The sequence below is a fragment of the Pseudomonas sp. GW821-FHT07G10 genome (assembly GCF_059418545.1).
This window is the reverse complement of record NZ_JBWKQB010000001.1, coordinates 612,472-636,757: the sequence shown is the minus strand read 5'-3', so window position 1 is coordinate 636,757 and position 24,286 is coordinate 612,472. Positions and strand designations below refer to the sequence as shown.

The following is a 24,286-nucleotide window of genomic DNA, read 5'->3' as shown; positions in this document are numbered from 1 at the left end:
CCAGGTGATTAGCCCGATTCCTTTCACTATCACTGAAATCCTGCACGACATTTACCCATACCACAGCTTAAACGTTTCGACGTGGCTCAATGTCGGCGGCAAGACGATCCGTTGAACACTGACTAACAGTAGGCCTGCTCCCCAGCTATCGCGCCACTACCGCAACGTTTTTGAGAGGACGAAAGGAGTTGTGCTGCCCCCGCCTTTCTGTGACCATCGCCGCCATATATAGGTAGGGGGGGTATGGTATGTCTCATGTAATGGCCGGCAAAGACGAGCTTCTCAAGCGCGTCAAGCGAATCGCCGGGCAGATCCAGGCAGTCGAACGCGCACTGGACTCTGACGATGACTGCGCGAAAACCCTGCATCTGGTGGCTGCAACACGGGGTGCCATCAATGGGCTGATGGACGAAATCATTGAGGCTCATGCCCATGAGCACGTTGCAAACCCGCAGTTAAGCGATGAAGAAAGGGCAAAAGGCGTCGAGGAATTACTTGAAGCCATACGCCGGTATTCAAAATAGGGGGTGTTGAGATGGTTGATCCACAGATGAGTTACACCCATGACCATGTATTTCTCGGTGCGTCACATGATGAGAACGCCAAGCGCACCCTCTGGGTCGTCGCGCTGACGGTCGTCATGATGATTGGGGAAATTACCGCGGGCTATCTGACCGGGTCGATGGCGTTGCTTGCGGACGGCTTTCATATGGCCACGCATGCCGGTGCTCTGGGTATTGCAGCGGCGGCTTATGGTTATGCCAAGCGGCATGCTTCAAGTTCTACCTATAGCTTCGGTACGGGAAAAGTAGGTGACTTGGGGGGATTTGCCTCAGCGCTTGTACTAGGCCTGGTATCCGTCGGGATTGGTGTCGAATCAGTGCTGCGTTTATTCGAACCTGCCAACGTCCAATTCGGTACGGCGACGCTTATTGCCATTGTCGGTCTCATCGTCAATATCGTCAGCGCTCTTCTCCTGTCCGGTAGCCATGACCACCACCATGATCATGCACACGACCATAGCCACGGCGCCCATGGCCAGGACAACAACCTGCGGTCTGCCTACGTCCATGTTCTTGCTGATGCGCTGACGTCTATCCTTGCCATCGCGGCCTTGTTGGCCGGTCGATACCTGGGCTGGGTCTGGCTTGATCCAGCAATGGGCATTGTCGGTGCGCTGGTGATTGCGCGTTGGGCCTGGACGCTGATGCGCGATACCGCAGGGGTCCTGCTCGATAAAACAGATGATCACGTCGCTCAGGAAATTCGCGACATCCTTGATGGCTCTGATGATGCCAAAATTACCGATCTGCATGTATGGCGTGTGGGCCCGCAGGCTCGGGCCGCGATTGTAAGCGTCCTGGCGAGCCCGGCTATCAACGCAGACATTATTCGAGAGCGACTGGCAGCGGTTCATGAGGTGACTCACCTGACCGTGGAATACCGTAGCTTCTAGAGCATCATGCCACCGGGCTACCCAGTGGCATTCCAATCCTGAATAACCCGCGTGTTAATCAACCGCTTCGTTGCCGGATGCATCGTCACCTGCGTCGAGCCGGTAACCCACGCCTGCAATTGTAATGATCAGAGAGTGATCAAACCCTTCGTCCAGCTTGCGACGCAAGCGATAGATATGTTTATCGATGACGTTGTCATTGGGATCAAACTCATAGTCCCAGGCGCTCTCAAGCAACATCATGCGGGACACGACTTCACCGCTGTGACGCATGAGTTTTTCCAGGATCAAGGTTTCACGATAGGCCAGAGCAATGGTTCGTCCCTGACGCGTTGCCTGGCGCACAGCACAGTCGAGGTACAGGTCACCGACCCTTAGACTGCGCGCAGGCCCTGGTTGCTGATCGCGAGTACGTAGCAAGGCATCCAGCCGAGCCAGGACTTCGACAAAAGCATAAGGTTTAGCGAGATAATCGTCGCAGCCAGCCTGCAAGCCTTCGACTCGCTGTTGAGTCGAGGCCAGCGCACTGAGCATCAGCACCGGCATGGCAATGTGTTGGCGGCGCAACTCCCGGACCACCGCCAAGCCGTCCATACCCGGCAGACGTCTATCGATAATCAATGCATCGTAGATACCTTCCAGCGCCAAGGCCAAACCGGTTGGGCCATCTTCGGCCGCATCAACGATATGCCCGCTCTCACTCAATCCGCGTACCAGATAGCTTGCCGCACGAGCATCGTCTTCAATCACCAGGATGCGCATGCAGACCTCCGCGCCTGCGCAGCTAAACTTTCTTTCATGTTGCCGCGACCTTTGCGTCTATGTCGATTTGGCACACTATGCCATCAACCCGGTCGAGAGCCAGTGCCACGACCTGCAAACATCAACTACGGAGTTGCGCTTAACGCTTATGACCCATGTATTGGTTGTTGAGGATGACCCCGTCACCTCTCGCGAGATAGAAGCAGCCCTCCAGGATCACGGCTTCGACGTGACACTGGTCGACAATGGCCGAGACGGTTTGCTGCAAGCAATCAGCGATACATTCGACATTATCATCCTGGACCGCATGCTACCTGGCGCTCTGGATGGCTTGGGCATGCTCACCGCTTTACGCGCCTCGGGCATTTCCACGCCAGTACTGATTCTGAGCGCCTTAAGCGCACTGGATGATCGGGTCAAAGGCCTTCGCGCAGGGGGTGACGACTATCTGACCAAACCCTTCGAGTTCATCGAGTTGACCGCCCGTCTGGATGCACTGAGCCGACGACGCGTCCTGCAACCGGGTCAGGACCGCGAGAACCGTCTGCGCGTTGGCAATCTTGACCTTGACCTGCTGCGCCGCTCAGTACGGCGTGGAGAACGGCAAATTGATTTGCTGCCCCGTGAATACGCCTTGCTTGAATACCTGGCGCAGCACGCAGGACAAGTTGTGACCCGCACGATGTTGTTCGAGGCGGTGTGGAACTACAGCTACGACGAACGTACCAACGTCATCGAAGTCCATATTGGTCGCCTGCGCCGCAAGATTGATAGCGATGGCGAAGCACCCATGCTCCAAACCATTCGCGGGGCCGGCTATGTTCTCCGTTCACCTGAGTGAAATTCCACGCACCATCAGCTTCCGCACCGCACTGATGTTTCTGGCGCTGTTCGGGTGCTCGTTTTTGGCCTTGTTTGGTTATATTTACTGGCAAACCACTGGGTATCTCATATCCGAAGTGGACACCGCCCTGTATCACGAGATGGATAACCGCAGCCAGCAGACGCCCGTCTTGCGCCAGCAGGAAATCCTCAAACATACCGAGCAGGATCCGGACGGGCGACTCCCTTACACATTGTTCAATACCCAAGGCAAGCCCATCGCTGGAGCGTTACAGTCCTTACCTCGATTGCGCGACTATGACAAACCCACTGAATTTGTCTGGGATAAAGTCAAAGGCCACGACCGGCCTGTGCGCTTTATTGCCCATCACCTGGAAGATGGCACAACCTTGCTGATAGGCCAGGACATCCACGACATCCGTGAGTTCGACGAACTATTGATCAAGGCCCTGATCTCCGGGGGAGCACTGTTATTGGTAGTAGGCCTGCTCGGTGCCATTGCGCTGGGTTATTCCGCCCGGCGACGCCTGGATGCGCTCAGTCGGTCCATAAAGAAAATTGTCGAAGGCGATCTAAGCCGGCGTCTTCCCACGCGTGGCAACCGCGACGACATCGATCGTATCGCCAGTGTGGTGAACGGCATGCTTGATGCGCTTGAACGATTGATGAGTGAAGTAAAAGGTGTCTGCGATGATATAGCCCATGATTTACGCACACCGCTTACCCGCCTGATCGCTGGACTGGAGCGTGCACAGCGACGCAACCTGAGCCAAGAGGAATATGCCAGCGCCATCGATTCCGCCATTGCGGAAGCGAAGGGCTTGATGCAAACCTTCCGCGCCCTGCTGCGTATATCGGAAATCGAAGGCAGTGCCCGTCGTAGCAACTTTACCCAGGTCGATCTCAACAGGATTGGCGCCGATGCCACCGAGCTTTTCGAGCCTCTGGCTGAAGAGCGTGGCATGACCCTGGAATTCATTCCCAGCTCAGTGCCCGCCAACCTGTCGGGTGACCCTCAGCTATTATTCGATGCGGCCTGCAACTTACTCGATAACGCCATCAAGTTCTCTGCGCCTGACGGTCATGTTCGCGTCAATATTATTGCCGATGAGACCCGTAGCGGGCTAAGCGTTAGCGACAATGGTCCAGGCATACCAGAAGCCGAGCGAGAGGCCGTGTTCCGACGCCTTTATCGCTCAGAGTCCAGCCGCCACACGGTAGGAAATGGACTGGGTTTAAGTATGGTTTCGGCAATTGCGCGATTACATGACATGTCGCTCAAAGTTCATGATGCACAACCGGGTTGCCGGATTGATCTGATAGGAAAAGCACTGTCAGCTTGAGCGATCGACATCGATAGAAACGGCGTTATATGTACTGGCTAAACCATTAGCACGATTAGCCATGCTCATCGTGCGTTATTGGGTATCCCTCCAGATCGCCACCCTACACGGCGCACATGCCTGGCTATGTTCAGTGCCGCCCTGCACTTGACCACCGATCACTTTAACACCCGCTGTAGAAGCCTTAGATCTTGCGCAAGACATAGACTCGCCACATGGAGTACAGCGGGATGAAATCCAGTCGTTCCTGAATTCGAAACCCCGCCTTTATGAACTCAGCCTCCGCTACCGCCTTAGGAATAACGAGTCGGTTCTGATGTTCCAGTCCATCTCCTCTGGCGCGCCGCCGCTGCTCATGGTGCTTGCGCCGCCAGGATTTGAAGTTACCGTCTACCCACAAGGAAATAATTACCGCATCCCGGGTAACTCGATAAAACTCGGTAAGCATGCCCAATCGATGTTGCGGTTCGCCGACGTGGTGTAATAAACGCATGCTGAAAATACAATCGACCGAATTGTCGGGCAAATCGATATCAACTGCGGATGCTTGTAACGTCCGCACGCGCTTTGCAATGTGTGCAGGTTGAGAGGCGTAAGCGGCCTGAATCATTTCACCCGAGTTGTCCGCTCCAATGATGATCCTGTTCTGTTTCTGCGCAAGCAATGACCAAAATCTTCCGGTGCCACAAGGAAGATCAAGAACGAGCCCGGGTTCGCCAGCCAGCGCCAATGCCTTGCGAGCCAGTTGTTCATCCCGCCAGTGCGACAACCTGCGAGCAAGCCCGGCCTGATACGCCAACAAGTAATGTTGCGCATGTTCCAGGACGTTTTTTTCAAAAAGCTTAAGCTTGATTGGGCTGCTCATAATGCCCTCCGGCCACTCATGAACCGAAGGCTAAGCATTTAAAGGTCTCCAGGAGGTCCATACATTGTGAAAAACTTGTTCACCCTCTGTTTTCAGGCACCTCCTTCACGACACTGCTCGAGCGGGTCGTGCCAGGTACCCGGCTTTTCAAAAACGCGGCGAAGCCAGGCAGCAAGTGCCCGACAGACTTTATTCCTTCGGACCACATTTGGACGCTAAGCTTGGCATATGGATGACTCAGATTATTTGCGCCTGCTCACCATCGCGGCCGAACAAGCCAACGCGTTTCTGTCCAATGCCCGCAAATGGGAGCGTGAGCGTTGGGTCTGCCAGCGCCTGCTGCAAGGCTTGAATATCCCCTATCGTGCCGACGAATTCGCTCCCGCCGGAGAGCCGCCGGACGTGCTGTTTCGTGACGCCAGTTTCGAGGTGTTCTTCGTGCTCGATGAAGGACGACGACTGAACGATGAATGGCGCGACGAACTGCAACGCCGACGCAGTGCGTTTTCCCTGAGCCAGCTGGTGCGCCGCGAAGCCAAACCCCGGCGCATTCCTGCCAACGAGTTCCTGCTGCGACTGGCGCCGACCCTGCGTAAAAAAGCCCATAACTACAAAGAACGCGGCATGGAGCTGGGCGAGCTGGACATCATCGCCTTCGCCAGCCTCAAACGTGAAGTGCTCGACCTCAACAGCCACTTCCCGCCGCCGACCGAATACCTGCGCCAGGGCTGGCGTTCACTGTCGCTGGTCGGTCCGACCTTTGCCCGCGTGCTGTTTGCCCACCCCGACGCCCCCGACTTCCTGCGCAACAACCTGGGACGCAGCATCGTTTTCGATGTCGGTATCAGCCTGTGAGCCCGCAGCAGGAGCTGATCGCCGAGCGAGGGCATGGCGCAATCACTGCGCCAGTGTTACAAAGCGCAATCATTCGCCTGGACGACAGCGTGCGCGTCGACCCCCTGACTGCGAGCGGCTATGCTCCCTTCAATGCCGGATAGCTTGGCAACATGGCTCCGCGTTGTAGCTTCAACACATTTAGCAACGTCTACCTGACGAGGCCCGATATGACCAGCCGCCTGAAACCCGACGACCAGCAGCACGTCGAAGAGTACCTGCAACTGCCCCAGAACCGAGTCGAGCGCCGGCCATTCCGGCCGTGGATGCTCCTGGTGGTGGTACTGGCAGTGACTATTGGCCTGGGCCTGTTGAGCCGACTTGTGAGTTACCTGACGCTATGAGCTGCCTCGCGCTCGCTCGGGTAACTGCACCGATTTCTTTTAGCCTTGCGAGATATCCCCATGACTCATCGTATTGTCATCGTTGGCGGCGGCGCCGGCGGTCTGGAGTTGGCTACCCGTCTGGGTAAGACTCTGGGCAAGCGTGGTACGGCCAGTGTAATGCTGGTCGACGCGAACCTGACCCACATCTGGAAACCGCTGCTGCACGAAGTGGCCGCCGGCTCCCTGAACTCTTCCGAAGACGAACTCAACTATGTCGCCCAGGCAAAATGGAACCACTTCGAGTTCCAGCTAGGGCGCATGAGCGGGCTCGATCGGGCACAGAAGAAAATCCAGCTGGCCGCTACCTACGACGAAAACGGCCTGGAACTGGTGCCGGCCCGCGAGGTGGGTTACGACTCGCTGGTGATCTCCGTCGGCAGCACCACCAACGATTTCGGTACTCAAGGCGCAGCGCAACATTGCCTGTTCCTGGACACCCGAAAACAGGCCGAACGCTTCCATCAACAATTGCTCAACCACTACCTGCGCGCCCATGCCGGTCAATCCGATACAGTCCAGCAAATCAGCGTGGCCATCGTCGGTGCCGGTGCTACCGGTGTCGAGTTGGCGGCCGAACTGCACAACGCGGCCCATGAACTGGCGGCCTACGGTCTGGACCGCATTCTTCCGGAAAACATGTACATCACCCTGATCGAAGCCGGCCCTCGAGTGCTGCCAGCGCTGCCGGAACGGATTGGCGGCCCGGTGCATAAAACCCTGGAGAAACTCGGCGTCACCGTACTGACCAACGCGGCGGTCAGCGAGGTGACTGCCGATACGTTGATCACCAGCAGTGGCCAGGAGATCAAGGCCAGCCTGAAAGTCTGGGCCGCCGGGATTCGCGCGCCGGGTTTCCTCAAGGATATCGACGGCCTGGAAACCAACCGGATCAACCAGCTGCAAGTACTGCCGACCCTGCAAACCACCCGCGACGAAAACATCTTCGCCTTCGGCGACTGTGCGGCCTGCCCGCAACCGGGCACAGACCGCAACGTTCCGCCACGGGCGCAGGCTGCGCACCAGCAAGCGTCGTTGCTGGCCAAGTCGCTGAAGCTGCGGATCGAAGGCAAGCCGCTACCGGAGTACAAGTACACCGACTACGGCTCGCTGATCTCGCTGTCGCGCTTTTCGGCTGTGGGTAACCTGATGGGCAACCTGACCGGCACCGTCATGCTCGAAGGCTGGCTGGCACGGATGTTCTACGTGTCGCTATACCGCATGCACCAGGTGGCGCTGTACGGTCCGTTCCGCACGGCAATGCTGATGCTGGGCAGCAAGATTGGTCGCGGCACTGAACCGCGTCTGAAGCTGCACTGATAAAGCCAATAAGGTGGGAGCGAGCTTGCTCGCGATGGCGGTAGGTCAGTCAACACTTGTGTTAACTGGCAGTCCGCTATCGCGAGCAAGCTCGCTCCCACATTTTTTTATCGCTCAAATTTACACCTGAAAGCGCCGTACCATGCCCTGCAACGCGTTGGCCAGCTGCGACAGTTCATGGCTGGAAGCACTGGTCTGATCCGCACCCGCCGCAGAACGCATCGACAAATCACGGATGTTCACCAGATTGCGATCCACTTCCCGCGCCACTTGCGCCTGTTCTTCGGCGGCACTGGCGATCACCAGATTGCGCTCGTGAATTTCATGCACCGACGCTGTGATGGTTTGCAGGGCTTCGCCTGCCCGCTCGGCCAGTACCCGCGTACTGGCGGCACGGGAGGCACTGGCCTGCATGGACTCGAGTGCCAGGCTCGACCCGTTGCGCATGCCCTGCACCATCTGCTCGATTTCCTGAGTCGATTGCTGTGTGCGATGCGCCAGCGCGCGCACTTCATCGGCCACCACCGCAAAACCTCGCCCGCTCTCCCCCGCACGTGCGGCTTCGATCGCGGCATTTAGCGCCAACAGGTTGGTTTGCTCGGCAATGGCGCGAATCACATCCAGCACCTTGCCAATGTCCTGTGATTGGTTGACCAGCGACTGCACCAGTTCACCGGTGTGCTGCACATCGCTGGCCAAGGCGCTGATGGCACTGGCGGTTTCGCTGACCCGCTCCTGGCCCAGATGCGCCGACTCACTGGACTGGCGAGTCGCATCGGAAGTCGACACCGCATTGCGCGCGACTTCTTCCACGGCGGTGGTCATTTCGTTGACTGCGGTCGCCGCCTGTTCGATCTCGTTGTTCTGCTGTTGCAGTCCCTGAGTGCTGTCGAGGGTCACCGCGTTCAACTCATCCGCCGCCGTGGTCAATTGCGTGGCCGACCTGCTGATGCCTTGCAGGGTTTCCCGCAGGTTCTGCTGCATGGTCGCCAGCGCCTTGAGCAAACGGCTGACTTCGTCGTTGCCATGGGTTTCGATGGGCCGGGTCAGGTCGCCCCTCGCCACGTTTTCGGCTGCATTCAGGGCTTCGGTCAGAGGGCGCACGATGCTGCGGGTCAGCAACATGGCGAGTCCGACGGTGGCCAGAGCGGCCAGACCGATGAACAAGCTGACAATCAGGCGCGAGGTTTCGTAATGCGCTGCGGAGTTCTGGCTTTCAGTGGCGACCTGTTTGGCGAACAGTTCTGCCAGGTCATTGAGTTGCTTGCCGGAACCGTCGACCACGGTTTTCATGTCGACCAGCAGCAGCTTGGTCAGCTCGTCACGCCGACCTTGCTCGGCCAGGACGAAGGACTGGGCGATGCCCGAACGATAGGCCAGGAAGTTTTTTTTGAACTGCTCATACAACCCTTTGCCTTCGGCGGTGGTGACCAGCTTATCGTAGGCGGCGATCTTGTCGCTCAGCTCCTTGTCGCGGGTGTCCATCTGGCTGCGGTACTGCGCAATGTTCTTCAGATCCGGATCCAGGGCCATGCGCAGGGAAATGGTACGGATGCGCAACATGATCTCGCGGATCTCGTCGCCGCCACGAATGCTCGGCAGCCATTGGTTCTCTACCGCGACCTCACTGTCGCGAATACTCGACATCTGTCCCAGTGCGAACACACCGAGCAAGGCGACCAGCCCTGCAATAAGGGCAAATCCCAACGCTGCGCGAGGAGCGATATTCAACTGACGAAGCAACATAACGAGCGCCCTTTTTCTTGTCGTGGCTTGAGTAAAGGGGCGTTACTGCGGCAGTCCCCCGTCAACTCGTTATCGGCAAGTTGTACGATGACTGAAGGCGACGGAGATTTTTCAACAGCCAAAAAAAATCCCCGTATCTTTCGATACGAGGATTTTTAATATGGTCGGGGTAAGGGGATTCGAACTCCTGACATCCTGCTCCCAAAGCAGGCGCGCTACCGGACTGCGCTATACCCCGGTAAAAAAAGGCACCTTTGAAAGGTGCCTTCCTCGATCAGCGCTTTTGGCCTCTGATCTTAAGATTCGATTCCAGCATTAGCTGGTTTCAAAAATGGTGGGTCGTGTGGGATTCGAACCTACGACCAATTGGTTAAAAGCCAACTGCTCTACCAACTGAGCTAACGACCCAAAAATGGTCGGGGTAAGGGGATTCGAACTCCTGACATCCTGCTCCCAAAGCAGGCGCGCTACCGGACTGCGCTATACCCCGGCTTGAAATTGGCTCCGTGACCAGGACTCGAACCTGGGACCCAATGATTAACAGTCATTTGCTCTACCGACTGAGCTATCACGGAACTACATATTTCAATTACAACATTTGCTGCTTACTTCACTCTCTTCTACATGTTCGCATCGCTGCGTTCGTGTGTCTGAGGCGCGCTATTCTACAATCTTAAAAACCCCTGTCAACCCTTTAAAATGCTTTTAAGACAATGATTTGCGACTTTTTTCAGATTTCTCCTTGGGGAGAAGAAACCACTGGGCTGACATACTGCGGGGCGCACTTTACAAGCCTTTGCCTTACAGTTCAACGCCCTATCGAAAAAAAAGGCCTCGCAGTGCGAGGCCTCTTCTATAGCAGCGTAGCGGATGATCAGACGAAAACGATCTCGTCGTTCTCCACAGTCCCCTTTATGCTGGCCCCAGGCATAAACCGCCCCGAAAGGATCAACTGCGCCAACGGGTTCTCGATCCAGCGCTGAATCGCTCGTTTGAGCGGTCGTGCGCCGTATACCGGGTCGTAACCCACCGCGATCAGCTTATCCAGCGCCTCGCTGTTGAGCTCCAGTTTCAGCTCACGCTCAGCCAGACGGCTACGCAGACGGCCCAGCTGGATTTCGGTGATGCCAGCAATCTGATCCCGGGCCAAAGGCTCGAAGATCACGACTTCATCGATCCGGTTGATGAACTCCGGACGGAAGTGGGTAGACACCGCATCCATCACCGCAGCCCGCTGCGCTTCACGATCACCCACCAGCTCCTGAATCTGCACCGAGCCCAGGTTGGAGGTCATCACGATCACCGTATTGCGAAAATCCACGGTCCGCCCGTGGCTGTCAGTCAACCGGCCATCTTCCAGTACTTGCAGCAGCACGTTGAACACGTCCGGGTGGGCCTTCTCGACCTCGTCCAGGAGGATCACCGAATAGGGTTTGCGACGCACCGCCTCAGTCAGGTAACCGCCCTCCTCATAGCCTACGTAGCCCGGAGGGGCACCAATCAGCCGCGCCACAGAGTGTTTCTCCATGAACTCGGACATATCGATGCGCACCATCGCCTCTTCGGTATCGAAAAGGAATTCGGCCAGTGCCTTGCACAGCTCGGTTTTACCCACACCGGTAGGGCCCAGGAACATAAACGAGCCACTTGGACGGTTCGGATCGGACAACCCGGCACGAGAACGCCGCACCGCGTTGGCTACCGCCACCACGGCCTCGTCCTGACCGATAACGCGCTGGTGCAACAAGCTTTCCATCTTCAATAGCTTGTCGCGCTCACCTTCGAGCATTTTCGATACCGGAATACCGGTCCACTTCGAAACGACTTCAGCGATCTCTTCTTCGGTCACTTTGTTGCGCAGCAACTGATTTTCGCTTTTGCCGTGCTGATCGACCATCTGCAGGCTGCGCTCCAGGTCCGGGATCACCCCGTATTGCAGCTCGGCCATACGGTTGAGATCACCTTTGCGACGGGCAGCTTCCAGCTCCTGACGGGATTGCTCGATTTTCTGCTGAATCTGCGCCGAGCCGTGCACCTCGGCTTTTTCCGAGGTCCAGATTTCTTCCAGATCCGAATACTCACGCTCCAGCCGGACAATTTCCCCCTGCAACTTCTCCAGGCGTTTGATCGCGGCTTCGTCGTCTTCCTTCTTCAGCGCCTGGGATTCAACCTTAAGCTGAATCAAACGGCGCTCCAGGCGATCGAGCACTTCTGGCTTGGAGTCGATCTCCATACGTATACGGCTGGCCGCTTCGTCGATCAGGTCGATGGCCTTGTCCGGCAGCTGGCGATCGGTGATGTAACGATGACTCAGCTTGGCCGCGGCGATGATTGCGCCGTCGGTGATCGCCACCTTGTGGTGGACTTCGTAACGCTCCTTCAAACCGCGCAGGATTGCAATGGTGTCTTCTTCGCTCGGTTCGTCTACCAATACTTTCTGGAAGCGCCGCTCGAGCGCAGCGTCCTTCTCTATGTATTGACGGTATTCATTGAGAGTAGTCGCGCCAACGCAATGCAACTCGCCTCGCGCCAGCGCCGGCTTGAGCATATTGCCTGCATCCATCGAGCCTTCGCCCTTACCAGCGCCCACCATGGTGTGCAGCTCGTCGATGAACAGGATGATCTGCCCTTCCTGCTTCGACAGCTCGTTGAGCAACGACTTCAGGCGCTCTTCGAACTCACCACGGTACTTGGCACCCGCGATCAGCGAACCCATATCCAACGACAGCAGGCGCTTGCCTTTTAGGCCATCAGGCACTTCGCCGTTGATGATCCGCTGGGCCAGGCCCTCGGCGATGGCGGTTTTACCCACGCCTGGCTCACCAATCAAGACCGGGTTGTTCTTGGTACGCCGTTGCAGCACCTGAATGGTCCGGCGAATTTCGTCGTCACGGCCGATCACCGGGTCAAGCTTGCCTTCTTCGGCGCGCTTGGTCAGGTCGATTGTGTATTTGTCCAGGGCCTGGCGCGATTCCTCAACGTTGGCGTCATTGACCGCTTCGCCGCCACGCAGATTGTTGATCGCATTCTCCAGTGCTTTCTTGCTGACGCCTTGGCCGAGCAGCAACTTGCCGAGCTTGCTGTTCTCGTCCATTGCCGCGAGCAACACCAGCTCGCTGGAAATGAATTGGTCGCCTTTTTGCTGCGCCAGGCGATCCGCCTGATTGAGCAGGCGCGCCAGATCCTGCGACATGTTGACGTCGCCGGTAGGGTTCTGGATTTTTGGTAGATGGTCGAGCTCTTTGCTCAACTCTTTGCGCAGACTGTTGACGTCAAAGCCCACTTGCATCAGCAACGGCTTGATCGAGCCACCCTGCTGTTCAAGCAGCGCGTGCATCAGGTGCGCAGGTTCAATGCCCGGATGATCGAGGCCGACTGCCAGAGATTGGGCATCGGATAAGGCTAACTGTAATTTGCTGGTTAAACGGTCTATACGCATGAGTCACCTTCCTAGTTGGGCAGGCCGGAGCGATGGACACACCTTAATGAAGAAAACCTGCCAGATACCCCACAAGATGCGGTCGATTCTGGAAGATTCAAGCGACGCAGGGTTGACGCAGGTCAGGAGAGTCTAGCGTTCGAGCCAGACAAGGGAGGCAAACCGACCGGTGCGAGGACTGCGGCGGTAAGAATAGAAGCGTGGATCGGTCACGGTACAGAAACCGCCGCCGTACACGGCCGTAACGCCGCAAGCTGCCAGACGCAGGCGCGCCAGCAGATAGATGTCGGCCATGAACTTGCCGGTGTTGTGACTCGGGACAAAGGCCTGATCCGCTTCGGGAAGTTGCTGGACAAAGGCCTCGCGAACTTCCGGACCGACTTCAAACGCTTGCGGGCCGATGGCCGGCCCCAACCAGACCAGCACCTCGGAAGGTGGCACGGCAAGACTGTCCAGCGTGGCTTCAAGCACGCCAGCCGCCAGCCCGCGCCACCCGGCATGGGCCGCTGCGACGCGAGTGCCGGCGCGGTCACAGAACAACGCAGGCAGGCAGTCCGCTGTCATCACCGTACAGGCTATGCCCGGTGTCGCGGACCAACTGGCGTCAGCGGTTGCGACCAGACCGGGATCTGCATGAGCTACGGCAACGCCATGAACTTGCTGCAGCCAGACCGGCTCAATAGAGAAGTGTTCAGTCAGACGACGGCGATTCTCGGCAACAGCCGCAGGGCTATCCTCGACATGGTCGCCCAGGTTGAGGCTGTCGAACGGCGCCAGACTGACGCCGCCCGCTCGAGTGGTGACGCAGGCTTTCACCCCGGCCGGCGCAGGCCAGTCAGGAATCAACCAATTCGTCATCCGATGAACGCCTCGCGGTCCTGTTTGAGCAGCGACAGCAACCAGACGAAGTCGTCCGGCAGTGGTGATTCCCAGCTCATGCGTTTACCGGTGGTCGGATGGTCCAACTCAAGGAAACGCGCGTGCAGTGCCTGACGCGGGAACGTTTTCAGCGATTCGACCATGGTCAAGCTAGCGGCCGGCGGGATGCGGAAACGTCCGCCGTAGGCAGGATCTCCGACCAACGGGAAGTTGATGTGGGCCATGTGCACGCGAATCTGGTGCGTACGACCGGTTTCCAGCTTGACCCGCACGTGAGTGTGGGAGCGGAAACGCTCGAGTACGCGGTAATGACTGACCGCCTGCTTGCCGCCTTCCATCACCGCCATGCGCTGACGCTGCTGGCCGTGACGACCGATCGGCGCGTTGATCTTGCCGCCGGCGGTGACCACACCGATCACGATGCACTCGTAGATCCGGCTGACGCTGCGGCTCTGCAACTGGGTGACCAGCTGGGTCTGCGCCTGAATCGTCTTGGCCACCACCATCAGACCGGTGGTGTCCTTGTCGAGACGGTGCACGATACCGGCGCGCGGCACATTGATGATGTCCGGCACGTGGTGCAGCAAGGCGTTGAGCAGAGTGCCATCAGCATGACCGGCAGCCGGGTGCACCACCAGGCCCGCAGGCTTGTTGATTACCAGGATGTCGTCGTCTTCATAGACGATATCGAGCTTGATGTCTTGAGCGATCCATTCTCCTTGGGCTTCCTGCTCGGCAGTCAGCTCAAGAATGGCGCCACCATGGACTATGTCTCGCGGGCGGATAACCGCTCCATCCACAGTCAGGCGGCCGTCTTTGATCCAGGCGGAAAGGCGCGAGCGCGAGTGCTCAGCGAATAATTGTGCGGCGACTTGATCGAGGCGTTGGCCGCCCAATTCGGACGGCACCTCTGCGCGAAGTTCAATTTTATCGGACATGCTCAGACTAGGCGTCGGCACAGCCTTTGGTTTCGGCTGCGCGCTTGTGGTTAAATACGGCGTCTTTTGCCCCGTGGCTTACAACGGGGCGTTCATCATAACAGGACGGCCACGCCCAAGACAGCGGCCGTCATAGGGACGCAAGCCGCCATGCAAGTGAAACACCTGCTGCTGATCGCCATCCTCGCATTGACCGCTGCTTGCTCATCGAAGGAAGTCGTCGACGAAAACCTGAGCGAGGTCGAGCTGTACCAGCAGGCGCAGGCCGACCTGGACAACCACAGCTACACCAGCGCCACAGCCAAGCTGAAGGCTCTGGAGTCACGCTATCCATTCGGTCGCTACGCTGATCAGGCTCAACTCGAGCTTATCTACGCTAACTACAAGAACGCCGAGCCCGAAGCTGCCAAGTCCGCCGCCGAGCGTTTCATCCGACTGCACCCGCAACATCCGAACGTGGATTATGCGTACTACCTGAAGGGTTTGACCTCCTTTGACCAGGATGTCGGACTGCTGGCGCGTTTTCTGCCTCTGGACATGACCAAGCGTGACCCGGGTGCCGCTCGAGACTCTTACAACGAGTTCGCGCAACTCACCAGCCGTTACCCGAACAGCCGCTACGCGCCGGATGCCAAGCAGCGCATGATTTACCTGCGCAACCTGCTGGCGGCCTATGAGATCCATGTGGCCGACTACTACCTGACCCGTCAGGCCTATGTAGCCGCGGCCAACCGCGGTCGTTATGTGGTGGAAAACTTCCAGGAAACCCCTTCGGTCGGTGACGGCCTGGCGGTGATGGTCGAGTCCTACCAGCGTCTGCACCTGGACGAACTGGCCAATACCAGCCTGGAAACCCTGAAGCTCAACTACCCGAACCACCCGACGCTGGTGGGCGGTCAGTTCGTACCGCGGGTTGCCGAAGCGGACAACCGTTCGTGGCTGAGCAAAGTAACCCTGGGCCTGATCGAATCCCGTCCGCCGCTGCCGCCGGGCGAAACCCGCGCCAACCAGGACGTGATGAGGCAGTTCCAGGATGCCAAAGACGCGATCCCGGCCGATCTCAAGCCTAAAGATGCAAACGGTGACGCCGTCAAAGAAGAACAACACGAAGCGGAAGGTAACAAGGGCGACCGTTCGTGGTTCAGCCGTATGACCTTCGGCGTGTTCGACTGACGCCAGCGTGGTGCCAAAAAGGGAGACTTTCGAGTCTCCCTTTTTTATTGCGCTGTGCGCTTGTCTTGTCCTTGGCTAAACTGCCGGATCATTCGTCGAAAAGCTGGTCACCATGGTTCGTTTACTGTTCTGGATCGCTCTGATTGCTGCTGCGGTATGGTTCTGGCGCAAGATCAAGCGCTCAACTTCTGCGACCCATACGCCCAGTGAGCAAAGCGCGCCGCCTATGGTCCGCTGTGCCCACTGCGGTGTGCATTTGCCCCGCGACCGTGCGTTACGTCTTCAACAACAGTGGTATTGCAGCCAGGCGCACCTGGAGCAAGGCCCGGATTCACGTGACCGCTGAAACCTTAAGTCCCGGCGGCAAACAGGCCCGTTGACGTCTTCAGCCTCACATTGACTGACATCAAACAGATTCATCTGCAGATCGGTACGGGTTCTTTCGACACTTTGATGGACCCGAATCAACGGCCCCAAGAACTAAACAACTTGCGACAAAATGCATTTCGCCACAACGCCAAGGCTCACGAACACGCCGAGGTCCGGCTGAAGTTGTTCATAGAACCCGAAAACGAGCTGCCGACCCTGTAAATACTGGATAACGGCCCCGGTGTGGACGATGAACATCGGGTGCATTTGTTCGAACCCCTCTTCACCACCGATATCCAAGGCACTGGCCTGGGTCTCTATCTGTCCCGCGAGCTGTGCGAAAGCAACCAGGCCAGCCTAGACTTCGAATCACGCCAAGGCGACGATTGCTTTTGCATCACCTTTGCTCACGGACGAAAACAGAGTTGAATATGGGCCCACGGCAAAAAGTCCTGATCGTCGATGACGAGCAGGATATTCGCGAACTCCTGGAAATCACTTTAGGCCGGATGAAGCTCGACACCCAAAGTGCCCGCAATGCCAGCGAAGCTCGTCGCTGGCTGGCTCAGGAACCTTTCGATCTATGCCTGACCGACATGCGTTTGCCCGACGGCACCGGGCTGGAACTGGTGCAGCACATCCAGCAGCGTTACCCGCAGACTCCGGTGGCGATGATCACCGCCTATGGCAGCCTGGAAACGGCGATCAACGCCCTGAAAGCCGGCGCCTTCGACTTTTTGACCAAACCGGTGGACCTGAGCCGCCTGCGGGAGCTGGTGGCAAGCGCCCTTCGCCTGCCTGCTGCGGGTAGCCAGTCTCCGTCCATCGACAGCCGTCTGCTCGGCGACTCTTTGCCAATGCGCAGCCTGCGCAAACACATTGATAAACTGGCTCGCAGCAAGGCACCGGTGTACATCAGCGGAGAATCTGGTAGTGGCAAGGAGCTGGTGGCCAGGCTGATTCATGAGCAAGGCCCGCGTGCCAGCCGACCATTCGTGCCAGTCAACTGTGGCGCGATTCCGTCAGAACTGATGGAGAGCGAATTCTTCGGCCATCGCAAAGGCAGCTTCAGCGGCGCAATCGAAGACAAACCCGGGCTGTTTCAGGCAGCCAACGGTGGCACGCTGTTCCTTGACGAAGTGGCCGACCTGCCTTTGGCGATGCAGGTCAAACTGTTGCGGGCGATTCAGGAGAAAGCCATTCGCAGCGTCGGAGGGCAACAGGAAGTCGTGGTCCAGGTGCGCATTTTGTGTGCCACGCATAAGGATCTGGACGCCGAAGTCGCCGCTGAACGCTTTCGTCAGGATCTTTATTATCGGTTGAATGTGATCGAACTGCGGGTGCCGCCACTGCGCGAGCGACGCGACGATATTGAGCCGTTGGCCAGCAACGTCCTCAAGCGACTGGCTGCGGACAGCGGCTTGCCGGCGGCGCAGCTGCACCCGCAAGCCCTGGACGCGCTCAAAAGCTATCGCTTCCCGGGCAATGTGCGCGAACTGGAGAACGTGCTTGAACGTGCGCATACCCTCTGCGAAAACAAACAGATCGAAGCGGGTGACCTGCGTCTGGCAGAAGGCAGTTGCACAGCCGAACCCGGTGAACCGGATCTGGCGCACATCGACAACCTGGAAAACTACCTGGAAAACGTCGAACGCAAATTGATTCTCCAGGCCCTCAAAGAGAACCGCTGGAACCGCACGGCAGCAGCTCGGCGTCTGAATCTGTCGTTTCGTTCGATGCGCTATCGCTTGAAGAAACTAGGGCTGGATTGAGCAGGGACTCTTGCGAGAGCCTCCCTCAGGCGATTCATTGTGGTGAAGGAGCTTGCTCCCTCGCCACAATGAATAACCGAACCCAATCCCCGCTAAATGCGCCCTGCCGGGGCATACGGCGCGGGATCAATGACCGGCTCGCGGCCAAGCATCAAGTCGGCGAACAACTGGCAGGAGGCCGGCGCCAGCACCAGGCCATTTCGGTAATGCCCACAGTTGAGCCACAACCCTTCAAACCCTGGAACCTTACCAATATAGGGAATGCCCTCTGGCGAACCCGGCCGCAGCCCCGCCCAATGCCCCACCACTTCGGCATCCACCAATGCTGGAATCAATTCGATGGCCGAGGCCTTCAGGCTTTCCAGAGCGGACTGAGTGGGAGTTTTGTCAAAACCTTCATGCTCCAGCGTACTGCCGATCAACACGTGGCCGTCACGGCGTGGAATCGCATACCGTCCTTTGGCCAGGACCATGCTGGAGAGGAAGTCAGACGCGCATTTGTAGAGGATCATCTGACCCTTTACCGGCTCGACCGGTAATTCCAGCCCAAGGCTTTGCAACAACTCACCGCTCCAGGCCCCCGCCGATAGCACCACCTGATCCGCATGAATCTCGCCCGCTGACGTTTGTACGCCGACGACCCTCTCGCCCTGGCGAACAAAACCGCTGACTTCGCATTGCTCATGAATCGTGACATTCGGCAATGCCAGCAACGCGGCCTTGAGCGACTTTACCAATCGCGGATTACGCACATTGGCCACATCCGCCATGTAGAGCGCCCGCGAGAACCCGGCGCCCAATACGGGCACTGCATCGTGCGCAGCCGAGATATCCACCTTGCTCAGCGGGCGGTTTTCCCTCACAGCCCAGGCCAGCGCCTCGGCCTCATCATCCAGATCAAGCCAGTACAGACCGGTCTTGTGTACCTGCGGATCAATACCGGTCGCTACAAACAGGCGCTCGGCGAGCTGTGGATAAAAATCCTGCGACCAATGGGCCAGCGCAGTGACCGCCGGACTGTAGCGCCACGGGTACAGCGGCGAAACAATCCCGCCGCCAGCCCAGGACGACTCCTGCCCCACATTCGAGCGATCCAGCAGGACCACACTCTGCACTTCAGAAGCCAGATTAAACGCCGTCAGCAGGCCAATAACCCCACCGCCGACAATCACCACTTGCTGTTGCTTGGCCATCTTCTGATCCAACAATAAAAAGACAAAGGGCGCAAAGGGCGCCTGAAAAATGGACTCAACGACCCCAGCAATCTTTGGTGGTCAGGCCGCTAGCCGCATTGGTAATGGTTCTGACGCCGGTGTTGGTGATGGTGAAATCCCCACACTTGTCACTCTCCATCATTGATCCGCTTTTACGTGCCGCTGTCAGCGAGAAGGCCTGATCGGTCAGCGTCGGGGTGATGGTGTAGTAGTCGTTGCCCACGCTGAGGCCGGTGGCGTTGGTGTACACATTGCTCTTTGAATAGAACCGCTCCAGGTTCTGTGCCTGCTCGGAGAGCAGCCCGGCGATTTCGGTGCGGTGGGTTTTCTTCACGTATTCGGTAATTGCCGGGTAGCCGATGGTCACCACAATCCCGATGATCGCGATTACGATCATTATTTCGATCAGGGTGAAACCTTGGTTGAATCTACGCATGCCTACATCTCACTTACTGTATTTGTCGCCACATGATCCGTCGGCTTGCACCGCCCGGTTTTTCTACCAGCGTGGAAATACCACCTCTGGAATCGTTCACTATCTTGCCGGTCGCGTCGTCGATGATCGCGATCGGTACTGGAATACCGCCACTAAAGATCACGCCACTGGACAGTGTATCCGTGCTGTCGATCCCCTCATCACCGTTGGTATCGAGTACTGCACAGTTGAGCATCTTACCGCTGAACGCATCCAGTTCGACCAGTTTACCGGCGCCGACGCTGGAACAGAGGTCCGCCGTATCCACGCCCGTACTGGTCAATACTATGTGCCCCAACACTGGGTTGACCTGGATGCTGTCGAGCAAAAGCGGTGAGTCCGAGGGCTCGACGGCGTAAGTCGGCGCCGCCAGGTACAGACTCGACACAGTGGCGCAGAACAACTGCAGCAACCAACGTCGCCGGCCTGCGCGGGCCTCAATACTTCGCATAAATACTCTCCAGCACGCTGCGCGAGTTACCCACCCGCCCGACCGCCGTGACCCGATACAGCGTAGCGCAGGTGTTGCCTGGGACATTGACGGCGGTCATTGTCGTGCCGATGTTCTGCACCCCATAAAAGCCGTCACCGGCGGCGATCCAGTTCACCCCTGAGGAGGAATTGAGGCCGGCGGCAGCCACCACCGACGATTCGGCAGGCGGCGCGCACCGAGTTCCCGTGCAAACCGATAGTGAGTAGGCGTTCTGCTGCACGGCGCTTTCACCGATCCGCAATGCGGCTTCGGCCAGTTGAAACGACTGATTGCGCAGAATTACGCTGCCGGCCATTTTTTCTTGCAAGGTCGCGTTCTGCATCGATGAAATGCCGATTAGCGTCAACAGCAAGAGAAATACCAGGCTGACCAGCAGTGCCATGCCGCGCTCGGACCGTGCCGTCATTCGAGGAATACTCATTGGCACCGCGCCTTACAGCAACCGGTTGCGCAAAGCGGCAACCACGTTATAGGTCTGGTTGCGTACGCGGTTGTTCGGGTCCGTCAGGGTCAAGGTCAAGCGCACACTGCGTATACGCGCCGGATCGGAGGGGTTGCTGGTGTAGCTGGAAGCGGCGATATCAGTGGCTGTACTGGCGACCCCGAAGGTCACGCCGAAAGCGCTGACGTTGTTCACCAGCACCTGGCTGGGCTGGGGGCCAGTGGCCACCCACAATTGATTGTTGCTGAAGGTGTAGGTCAATCGGCGGATCGGGAACGCCAACTGCCCGGTCGGGGCCGCATGAGCGCCGGAATAGGCCGTTGCGCTGTTTCGACAGTCGGAGATTACAGTCCAGATCGGCGCACCGCCGTTGTTGCCGACGTCGGCGGTCACCAGTGTCAACTTGAGATTGGCATTGTCCCAGCTGATGGGCGTTACCGAACTGGCAGCGAAGTCCGAGGCCGAGCTCGAATCGGTGATCGCCCCAAGGCAACCGAACATGCCGACCATACGTATTTCCTGGAGCATTTTGCTCAGGACGAAACGCGCATCTTCCTGCATGTTGGCTGAGGCGTTCTGGCTGACGTAGGTGTTTTTCGCCGAAATGAATATCTGCGCAACACCCAGCAGCACGATCAGACTCAACGCCAACGCCACCATCATCTCGATCAGGCCGAAACCTCTGAGCAACCTGTTCACGGCGTCACCGCGGGGTCGGCGGCGACGCGGCTGGTCAGGACAAAACTGCGCTGAGGGGGGCTGCTCTGAGCGGGGTTGGTCGCAGTGCCAGCGCGTGAATCGTCCCAGTTGATGGTGATTGTGAACACTCGCTGGTTCACCGTAACGCTCCCGGTCGCCGTCGGCCCGCCAAAATTGATGATGTTGGTGGTGAAGTCGTAGAGGTCCTGATCCCGGGCGACATTCAGGTTGCTCGAGCCGGGAGGCGTGACGCTGTAATCGGCGCCGGAGTTGGCCCGAATGCGGTCCAGCATGTCATAGGCGATAAAACTGGCCTGGCTGGTCATCAGCGAACTGTCAGTGTATTTCAGCGCATTCAACTGAATTGCCGCCGCGCCCAACAACCCTACGCCGAGAATCAATACCGCAACCAATACTTCAATCAATGTCATGCCGTCCTGTGCACGCGTTCCCGATACCGTCATTCATCGTCCTTGTTTGCGCTTGCGACACATAATTGATGACCACAACTGTGGCTGGCATCGACAACCTGCGCAGATTGTTGAAATCGATGCTGGATACCCCGAAGGTTAGCGTCAACGTCGCGTCGCTGCTCATGGCTGGCACAACCGGCAATACATTCGCCGGGTTGCCGGTACCGTCGTAAACCGAAAGCTGCGCAGTCCAGACACTGTCATCGGCTATAACTAACCCTACAACCAGGATCATTCATCGACGGGATGTAGGTTGATTTGCCAGGACCCGCGCACGGATCGCGCATGCTCACACCATCTCCATGGAGGGAGACGCTATGCCTCAGAAAGGTTTTAGTCTGATTGAACTGCTAGCAGGACTGGCCATTACCGCCCTCCTCCTGCAACTTGCCAGCCCGCCGTTCAAGGGACTGATCGAGTCGATGCACCGAGAGAATGCTGCTCAAACGCTCGCCAGTGGCCTGCGCAATGCCCGTACAGAAGCCATCCTGCGCAACCAGTCCATCATCATCCATGCAGTGGACGATGACTGGAGCCAGGGTTGGCGAATCATTCTGGATATCAGTGGCAAGGGTCATAAGGACAGCGATAACCCGGTGCTGCTTGAGCGCCAGGAAAGCGGGCGGGTGACGATTGTCGGAAATGGGCCGGTGAAGAACTATGTTCGTTTCACCGGCTTGGGCGAAGCGTTGCTGTCAGGGTCAGGCGGCGCCTTTCGCGCCGGGACCATGTATGTTTGTGCCACGGACCAAGGTATCAGTCACCATCAAGTGGTGCTGGCCAAGACTGGCCGCATCAGTCTGCGCAGCGAAAAAACCGAGCAGAAGCTGTGCGAGGGTGACACCTCACAGCAGCGAGCGAACACGTAGTTCTTTAGGCATGGAGAAGGTGATGTTCTCCTCGCGACCGGCCAGCTCATCGGCACCGGTTGCGCCCCAGGCCTGCAATTGCTGAATCACGCCGCGCACCAGCACTTCCGGTGCTGAAGCGCCGGCGGTGATGCCAATCCGCTCGACGCCATCGAACCAGCTGAGCTGCAGGTCTTCAGCACCGTCGATCAGGTAGGCCGGGGTGGCCATGCGCTCCGCCAGTTCGCGCAGGCGGTTGGAGTTGGAGCTGTTCGGACTGCCGACCACCAACACCACATCGCACTCGTCTGCCAATTGCTTGACTGCGTCCTGACGGTTTTGCGTGGCGTAGCAGATGTCGTCCTTGCGTGGACCGCCAATGGCCGGGAAACGACTGCGCAGTGCGTCGATGACGCGACTGGTGTCATCCATGGACAAGGTGGTCTGGGTCACGAACGCCAGGTTCTCTGGATTGCGCACTTGCAACGCGGCGACGTCTTTTTCATCTTCTACCAGGTAGATCGCCCCGCCACTGCTGCTGTCGTACTGGCCCATGGTGCCTTCGACTTCCGGGTGACCGGCGTGGCCGATAAGGATGCACTCGCGACCGTCGCGGCTGTAACGCGCGACTTCAATGTGAACCTTGGTCACCAACGGACAGGTCGCATCGAAGACTTTCAGGCCACGGCCTGCCGCTTCGGTACGCACTGCCTGGGAAACACCGTGGGCGCTGAAGATCACTATGACGTCGTCCGGCACCTGATCCAGTTCTTCGACGAAGATCGCTCCGCGAGCGCGCAGGTCTTCGACGACAAATTTGTTGTGGACCACTTCGTGACGTACATAGATTGGCGGTCCGAAGACTTCCAGGGCGCGATTGACGATTTCGATCGCCCGGTCTACACCGGCGCAGAAGCCACGGGGGTTGGCGAGTTTGATTTGCATACTGTGCCTCGTGGCTGTGTGCGCAAGAAGTTAGTTCATTGCAACCGCTTCGCGGTTGTTCGCGCTGCCTTTAAAGCGCTTTGACTTCAATAATCTCGACGTCAAAGGTCAACGTCTTGCCAGCCAGCGGGTGGTTGAAGTCGATGGTCACCTGGGCATCATCGAACGCTTTGACCACACCGGGCAGCTCGGTATTCGCCGCATCATTGAAAATCACCAGCAAGCCTTCGGACAGCTCCATATCCTGGAACTGCGAACGCGGGATGATCTGCACATTTTGCGGGTTTGGCTGACCGAAAGCGTTTTCCGGCTGGATCTGCAGGTTGCGCTTGTCGCCAGCCTTGAAGCCGAACAACGCCACTTCGAAACCCGGCAGCAGGTTGCCGTCACCGACCTTGAAGGTCGCCGGGGCCTTGTCGAAGGTGCTGTCGACGGTGTCGCCGTTCTCCAGGCGCAATGCGAAATGCAAGGTGACTTCCGTGTTCTGGCCGATGCGTTGCTCAGCCAATAACTGT

24 protein-coding genes, 4 tRNA genes and 5 pseudogenes are annotated in these 24,286 nt (G+C 57.9%); 13 read left to right on the top strand and 20 right to left on the bottom strand.

Annotated features, from left to right (window positions below):
- Positions 1-248: 248 nt before the first annotated feature.
- Together AC07O1_RS02940 and dmeF are read left to right on the top strand one after the other, a co-directional pair.
- On the top strand, positions 249-524 hold the full coding sequence (locus AC07O1_RS02940; protein WP_494995650.1) for a metal/formaldehyde-sensitive transcriptional repressor: 276 nt from the start codon (positions 249-251) through the stop codon (positions 522-524).
- Positions 525-535: 11 nt separating this feature from the next.
- Positions 536-1,456, top strand: a complete 921-nt coding sequence (gene dmeF / locus AC07O1_RS02935; protein ID WP_494995649.1) for a CDF family Co(II)/Ni(II) efflux transporter DmeF — start codon at positions 536-538, stop codon at positions 1,454-1,456.
- Positions 1,457-1,510: 54 nt separating this feature from the next.
- Here the strand turns inward: dmeF and AC07O1_RS02930 are convergent, their stop codons facing one another.
- The gene (locus AC07O1_RS02930) at positions 1,511-2,218 is read right to left on the bottom strand and encodes a response regulator transcription factor (RefSeq protein ID WP_494995648.1); all 708 of its coding nucleotides are present in this window, start codon (positions 2,216-2,218) and stop codon (positions 1,511-1,513) included.
- A gap of 148 nt (positions 2,219-2,366) precedes the next feature.
- On the opposite strand from AC07O1_RS02930, the gene AC07O1_RS02925 reads away from it, so the two are divergent.
- Complete coding sequence (locus AC07O1_RS02925; RefSeq protein ID WP_494995693.1) at positions 2,367-3,059, top strand: response regulator transcription factor; 693 nt, start codon at positions 2,367-2,369, stop codon at positions 3,057-3,059.
- A complete protein-coding gene (locus AC07O1_RS02920) occupies positions 3,037-4,404 on the top strand; it encodes a sensor histidine kinase (RefSeq protein WP_495011324.1) in 1,368 nt (455 codons plus the stop codon). The genes AC07O1_RS02925 and AC07O1_RS02920 overlap by 23 nt, the downstream gene beginning before the upstream one ends.
- 184 nt (positions 4,405-4,588) lie before the next feature.
- Here the strand turns inward: AC07O1_RS02920 and AC07O1_RS02915 are convergent, their stop codons facing one another.
- Entirely contained in the window at positions 4,589-5,269 is a 681-nt protein-coding gene (locus tag AC07O1_RS02915; protein WP_495087850.1) for a class I SAM-dependent methyltransferase, read from the bottom strand.
- A 228-nt stretch (positions 5,270-5,497) separates the two neighbouring features.
- Between AC07O1_RS02915 and AC07O1_RS02910 the strand changes: the two genes are divergently transcribed.
- The 4 genes and pseudogenes from AC07O1_RS02910 (at position 5,498) to AC07O1_RS02895 (ending at position 7,866) form a co-directional block, all read left to right on the top strand.
- Positions 5,498-6,124 (top strand): DUF1780 domain-containing protein, encoded by a 627-nt coding sequence (locus tag AC07O1_RS02910; protein ID WP_494995645.1) that lies wholly within the window; start codon positions 5,498-5,500, stop codon positions 6,122-6,124.
- Positions 6,125-6,144: 20 nt separating this feature from the next.
- Positions 6,145-6,267 (top strand): annotated as a pseudogene (locus AC07O1_RS02905) (MOSC domain-containing protein); the annotation flags it as partial.
- Between the two features lie 66 nt (positions 6,268-6,333).
- On the top strand, positions 6,334-6,507 hold the full coding sequence (locus AC07O1_RS02900; RefSeq protein WP_494995644.1) for a DUF3094 family protein: 174 nt from the start codon (positions 6,334-6,336) through the stop codon (positions 6,505-6,507).
- Positions 6,508-6,567: 60 nt separating this feature from the next.
- The gene (locus AC07O1_RS02895; RefSeq protein WP_494995643.1) at positions 6,568-7,866 is read left to right on the top strand and encodes an NAD(P)/FAD-dependent oxidoreductase; all 1,299 of its coding nucleotides are present in this window, start codon (positions 6,568-6,570) and stop codon (positions 7,864-7,866) included.
- Between the two features lie 120 nt (positions 7,867-7,986).
- Here AC07O1_RS02895 and AC07O1_RS02890 read toward each other — a convergent pair whose 3' ends face one another.
- The 9 genes and pseudogenes from AC07O1_RS02890 to rluD form a co-directional block, all read right to left on the bottom strand.
- Positions 7,987-8,850: a methyl-accepting chemotaxis protein gene (locus AC07O1_RS02890; RefSeq protein ID WP_495087890.1), complete on the bottom strand. Its 864-nt coding sequence runs from the start codon at positions 8,848-8,850 to the stop codon at positions 7,987-7,989.
- A pseudogene (locus AC07O1_RS02885) lies at positions 8,842-9,612 on the bottom strand (MCP four helix bundle domain-containing protein); the annotation flags it as partial. The gene AC07O1_RS02890 and the pseudogene AC07O1_RS02885, both read right to left, overlap by 9 nt.
- 161 nt (positions 9,613-9,773) lie before the next feature.
- A tRNA-Pro gene (locus AC07O1_RS02880) sits at positions 9,774-9,850 on the bottom strand.
- Between the two features lie 94 nt (positions 9,851-9,944).
- A tRNA-Lys gene (locus tag AC07O1_RS02875) sits at positions 9,945-10,020 on the bottom strand.
- 5 nt (positions 10,021-10,025) lie between these two features.
- Positions 10,026-10,102 (bottom strand) — tRNA-Pro (locus tag AC07O1_RS02870).
- Positions 10,103-10,111: 9 nt separating this feature from the next.
- Positions 10,112-10,187, bottom strand: a tRNA-Asn gene (locus tag AC07O1_RS02865).
- Positions 10,188-10,486: 299 nt separating this feature from the next.
- Positions 10,487-13,051 carry an ATP-dependent chaperone ClpB gene (gene clpB, locus AC07O1_RS02860; protein WP_495087849.1) on the bottom strand — a complete coding sequence of 855 codons (2,565 nt, stop codon included), beginning with the start codon at positions 13,049-13,051 and terminating at the stop codon, positions 10,487-10,489.
- A 132-nt stretch (positions 13,052-13,183) separates the two neighbouring features.
- Entirely contained in the window at positions 13,184-13,909 is a 726-nt protein-coding gene (gene pgeF, locus AC07O1_RS02855) for a peptidoglycan editing factor PgeF (protein WP_495022796.1), read from the bottom strand.
- Entirely contained in the window at positions 13,906-14,868 is a 963-nt protein-coding gene (gene rluD, locus AC07O1_RS02850) for a 23S rRNA pseudouridine(1911/1915/1917) synthase RluD (protein ID WP_489070717.1), read from the bottom strand. Before rluD ends, pgeF begins: the two co-directional genes overlap by 4 nt.
- Before the next feature lie 150 nt (positions 14,869-15,018).
- Between rluD and AC07O1_RS02845 the strand changes: the two genes are divergently transcribed.
- From AC07O1_RS02845 to AC07O1_RS02830, 4 genes and pseudogenes are all read left to right on the top strand, one after another.
- Positions 15,019-16,041 (top strand): outer membrane protein assembly factor BamD, encoded by a 1,023-nt coding sequence (locus AC07O1_RS02845; protein ID WP_495011321.1) that lies wholly within the window; start codon positions 15,019-15,021, stop codon positions 16,039-16,041.
- A gap of 112 nt (positions 16,042-16,153) precedes the next feature.
- Entirely contained in the window at positions 16,154-16,387 is a 234-nt protein-coding gene (locus AC07O1_RS02840) for a PP0621 family protein (RefSeq protein WP_495087848.1), read from the top strand.
- A 56-nt stretch (positions 16,388-16,443) separates the two neighbouring features.
- Positions 16,444-16,839, top strand: a pseudogene (locus AC07O1_RS02835) (ATP-binding protein); the annotation flags it as partial.
- A gap of 2 nt (positions 16,840-16,841) precedes the next feature.
- Entirely contained in the window at positions 16,842-18,182 is a 1,341-nt protein-coding gene (locus AC07O1_RS02830) for a sigma-54-dependent transcriptional regulator (protein ID WP_494993617.1), read from the top strand.
- A 92-nt stretch (positions 18,183-18,274) separates the two neighbouring features.
- Here the strand turns inward: AC07O1_RS02830 and thiO are convergent, their stop codons facing one another.
- The 7 genes and pseudogenes from thiO to AC07O1_RS02795 form a co-directional block, all read right to left on the bottom strand.
- Complete coding sequence (thiO, locus tag AC07O1_RS02825; RefSeq protein WP_495087847.1) at positions 18,275-19,375, bottom strand: glycine oxidase ThiO; 1,101 nt, start codon at positions 19,373-19,375, stop codon at positions 18,275-18,277.
- Between the two features lie 55 nt (positions 19,376-19,430).
- A complete protein-coding gene (locus AC07O1_RS02820; protein ID WP_495022798.1) occupies positions 19,431-19,832 on the bottom strand; it encodes a type IV pilin protein in 402 nt (133 codons plus the stop codon).
- A 13-nt stretch (positions 19,833-19,845) separates the two neighbouring features.
- Positions 19,846-20,184 (bottom strand): annotated as a pseudogene (locus AC07O1_RS02815) (pilus assembly protein); the annotation flags it as partial.
- A 124-nt stretch (positions 20,185-20,308) separates the two neighbouring features.
- Entirely contained in the window at positions 20,309-20,785 is a 477-nt protein-coding gene (locus AC07O1_RS02810) for a pilus assembly PilX family protein (RefSeq protein ID WP_495087846.1), read from the bottom strand.
- 12 nt (positions 20,786-20,797) lie between these two features.
- On the bottom strand, positions 20,798-21,505 hold the full coding sequence (locus AC07O1_RS02805; RefSeq protein WP_495087845.1) for a PilW family protein: 708 nt from the start codon (positions 21,503-21,505) through the stop codon (positions 20,798-20,800).
- Positions 21,502-21,969 carry a type IV pilus modification protein PilV gene (gene pilV / locus AC07O1_RS02800; protein ID WP_495087844.1) on the bottom strand — a complete coding sequence of 156 codons (468 nt, stop codon included), beginning with the start codon at positions 21,967-21,969 and terminating at the stop codon, positions 21,502-21,504. The genes AC07O1_RS02805 and pilV overlap by 4 nt, the downstream gene beginning before the upstream one ends.
- Positions 21,923-22,186 (bottom strand): annotated as a pseudogene (locus AC07O1_RS02795) (hypothetical protein); the annotation flags it as partial. The gene pilV and the pseudogene AC07O1_RS02795, both read right to left, overlap by 47 nt.
- A gap of 109 nt (positions 22,187-22,295) precedes the next feature.
- Here AC07O1_RS02795 and AC07O1_RS02790 point away from each other — a divergent pair.
- On the top strand, positions 22,296-22,847 hold the full coding sequence (locus AC07O1_RS02790; RefSeq protein ID WP_495087843.1) for a GspH/FimT family pseudopilin: 552 nt from the start codon (positions 22,296-22,298) through the stop codon (positions 22,845-22,847).
- Here AC07O1_RS02790 and ispH read toward each other — a convergent pair.
- Together ispH and fkpB are read right to left on the bottom strand one after the other, a co-directional pair.
- The gene (gene ispH, locus AC07O1_RS02785; protein ID WP_494993610.1) at positions 22,824-23,771 is read right to left on the bottom strand and encodes a 4-hydroxy-3-methylbut-2-enyl diphosphate reductase; all 948 of its coding nucleotides are present in this window, start codon (positions 23,769-23,771) and stop codon (positions 22,824-22,826) included. The two genes, AC07O1_RS02790 and ispH, sit on opposite strands and share 24 nt — an antisense overlap.
- Positions 23,772-23,841: 70 nt before the next feature.
- Entirely contained in the window at positions 23,842-24,279 is a 438-nt protein-coding gene (fkpB, locus tag AC07O1_RS02780) for an FKBP-type peptidyl-prolyl cis-trans isomerase (protein WP_495087889.1), read from the bottom strand.
- Positions 24,280-24,286: the final 7 nt, after the last annotated feature.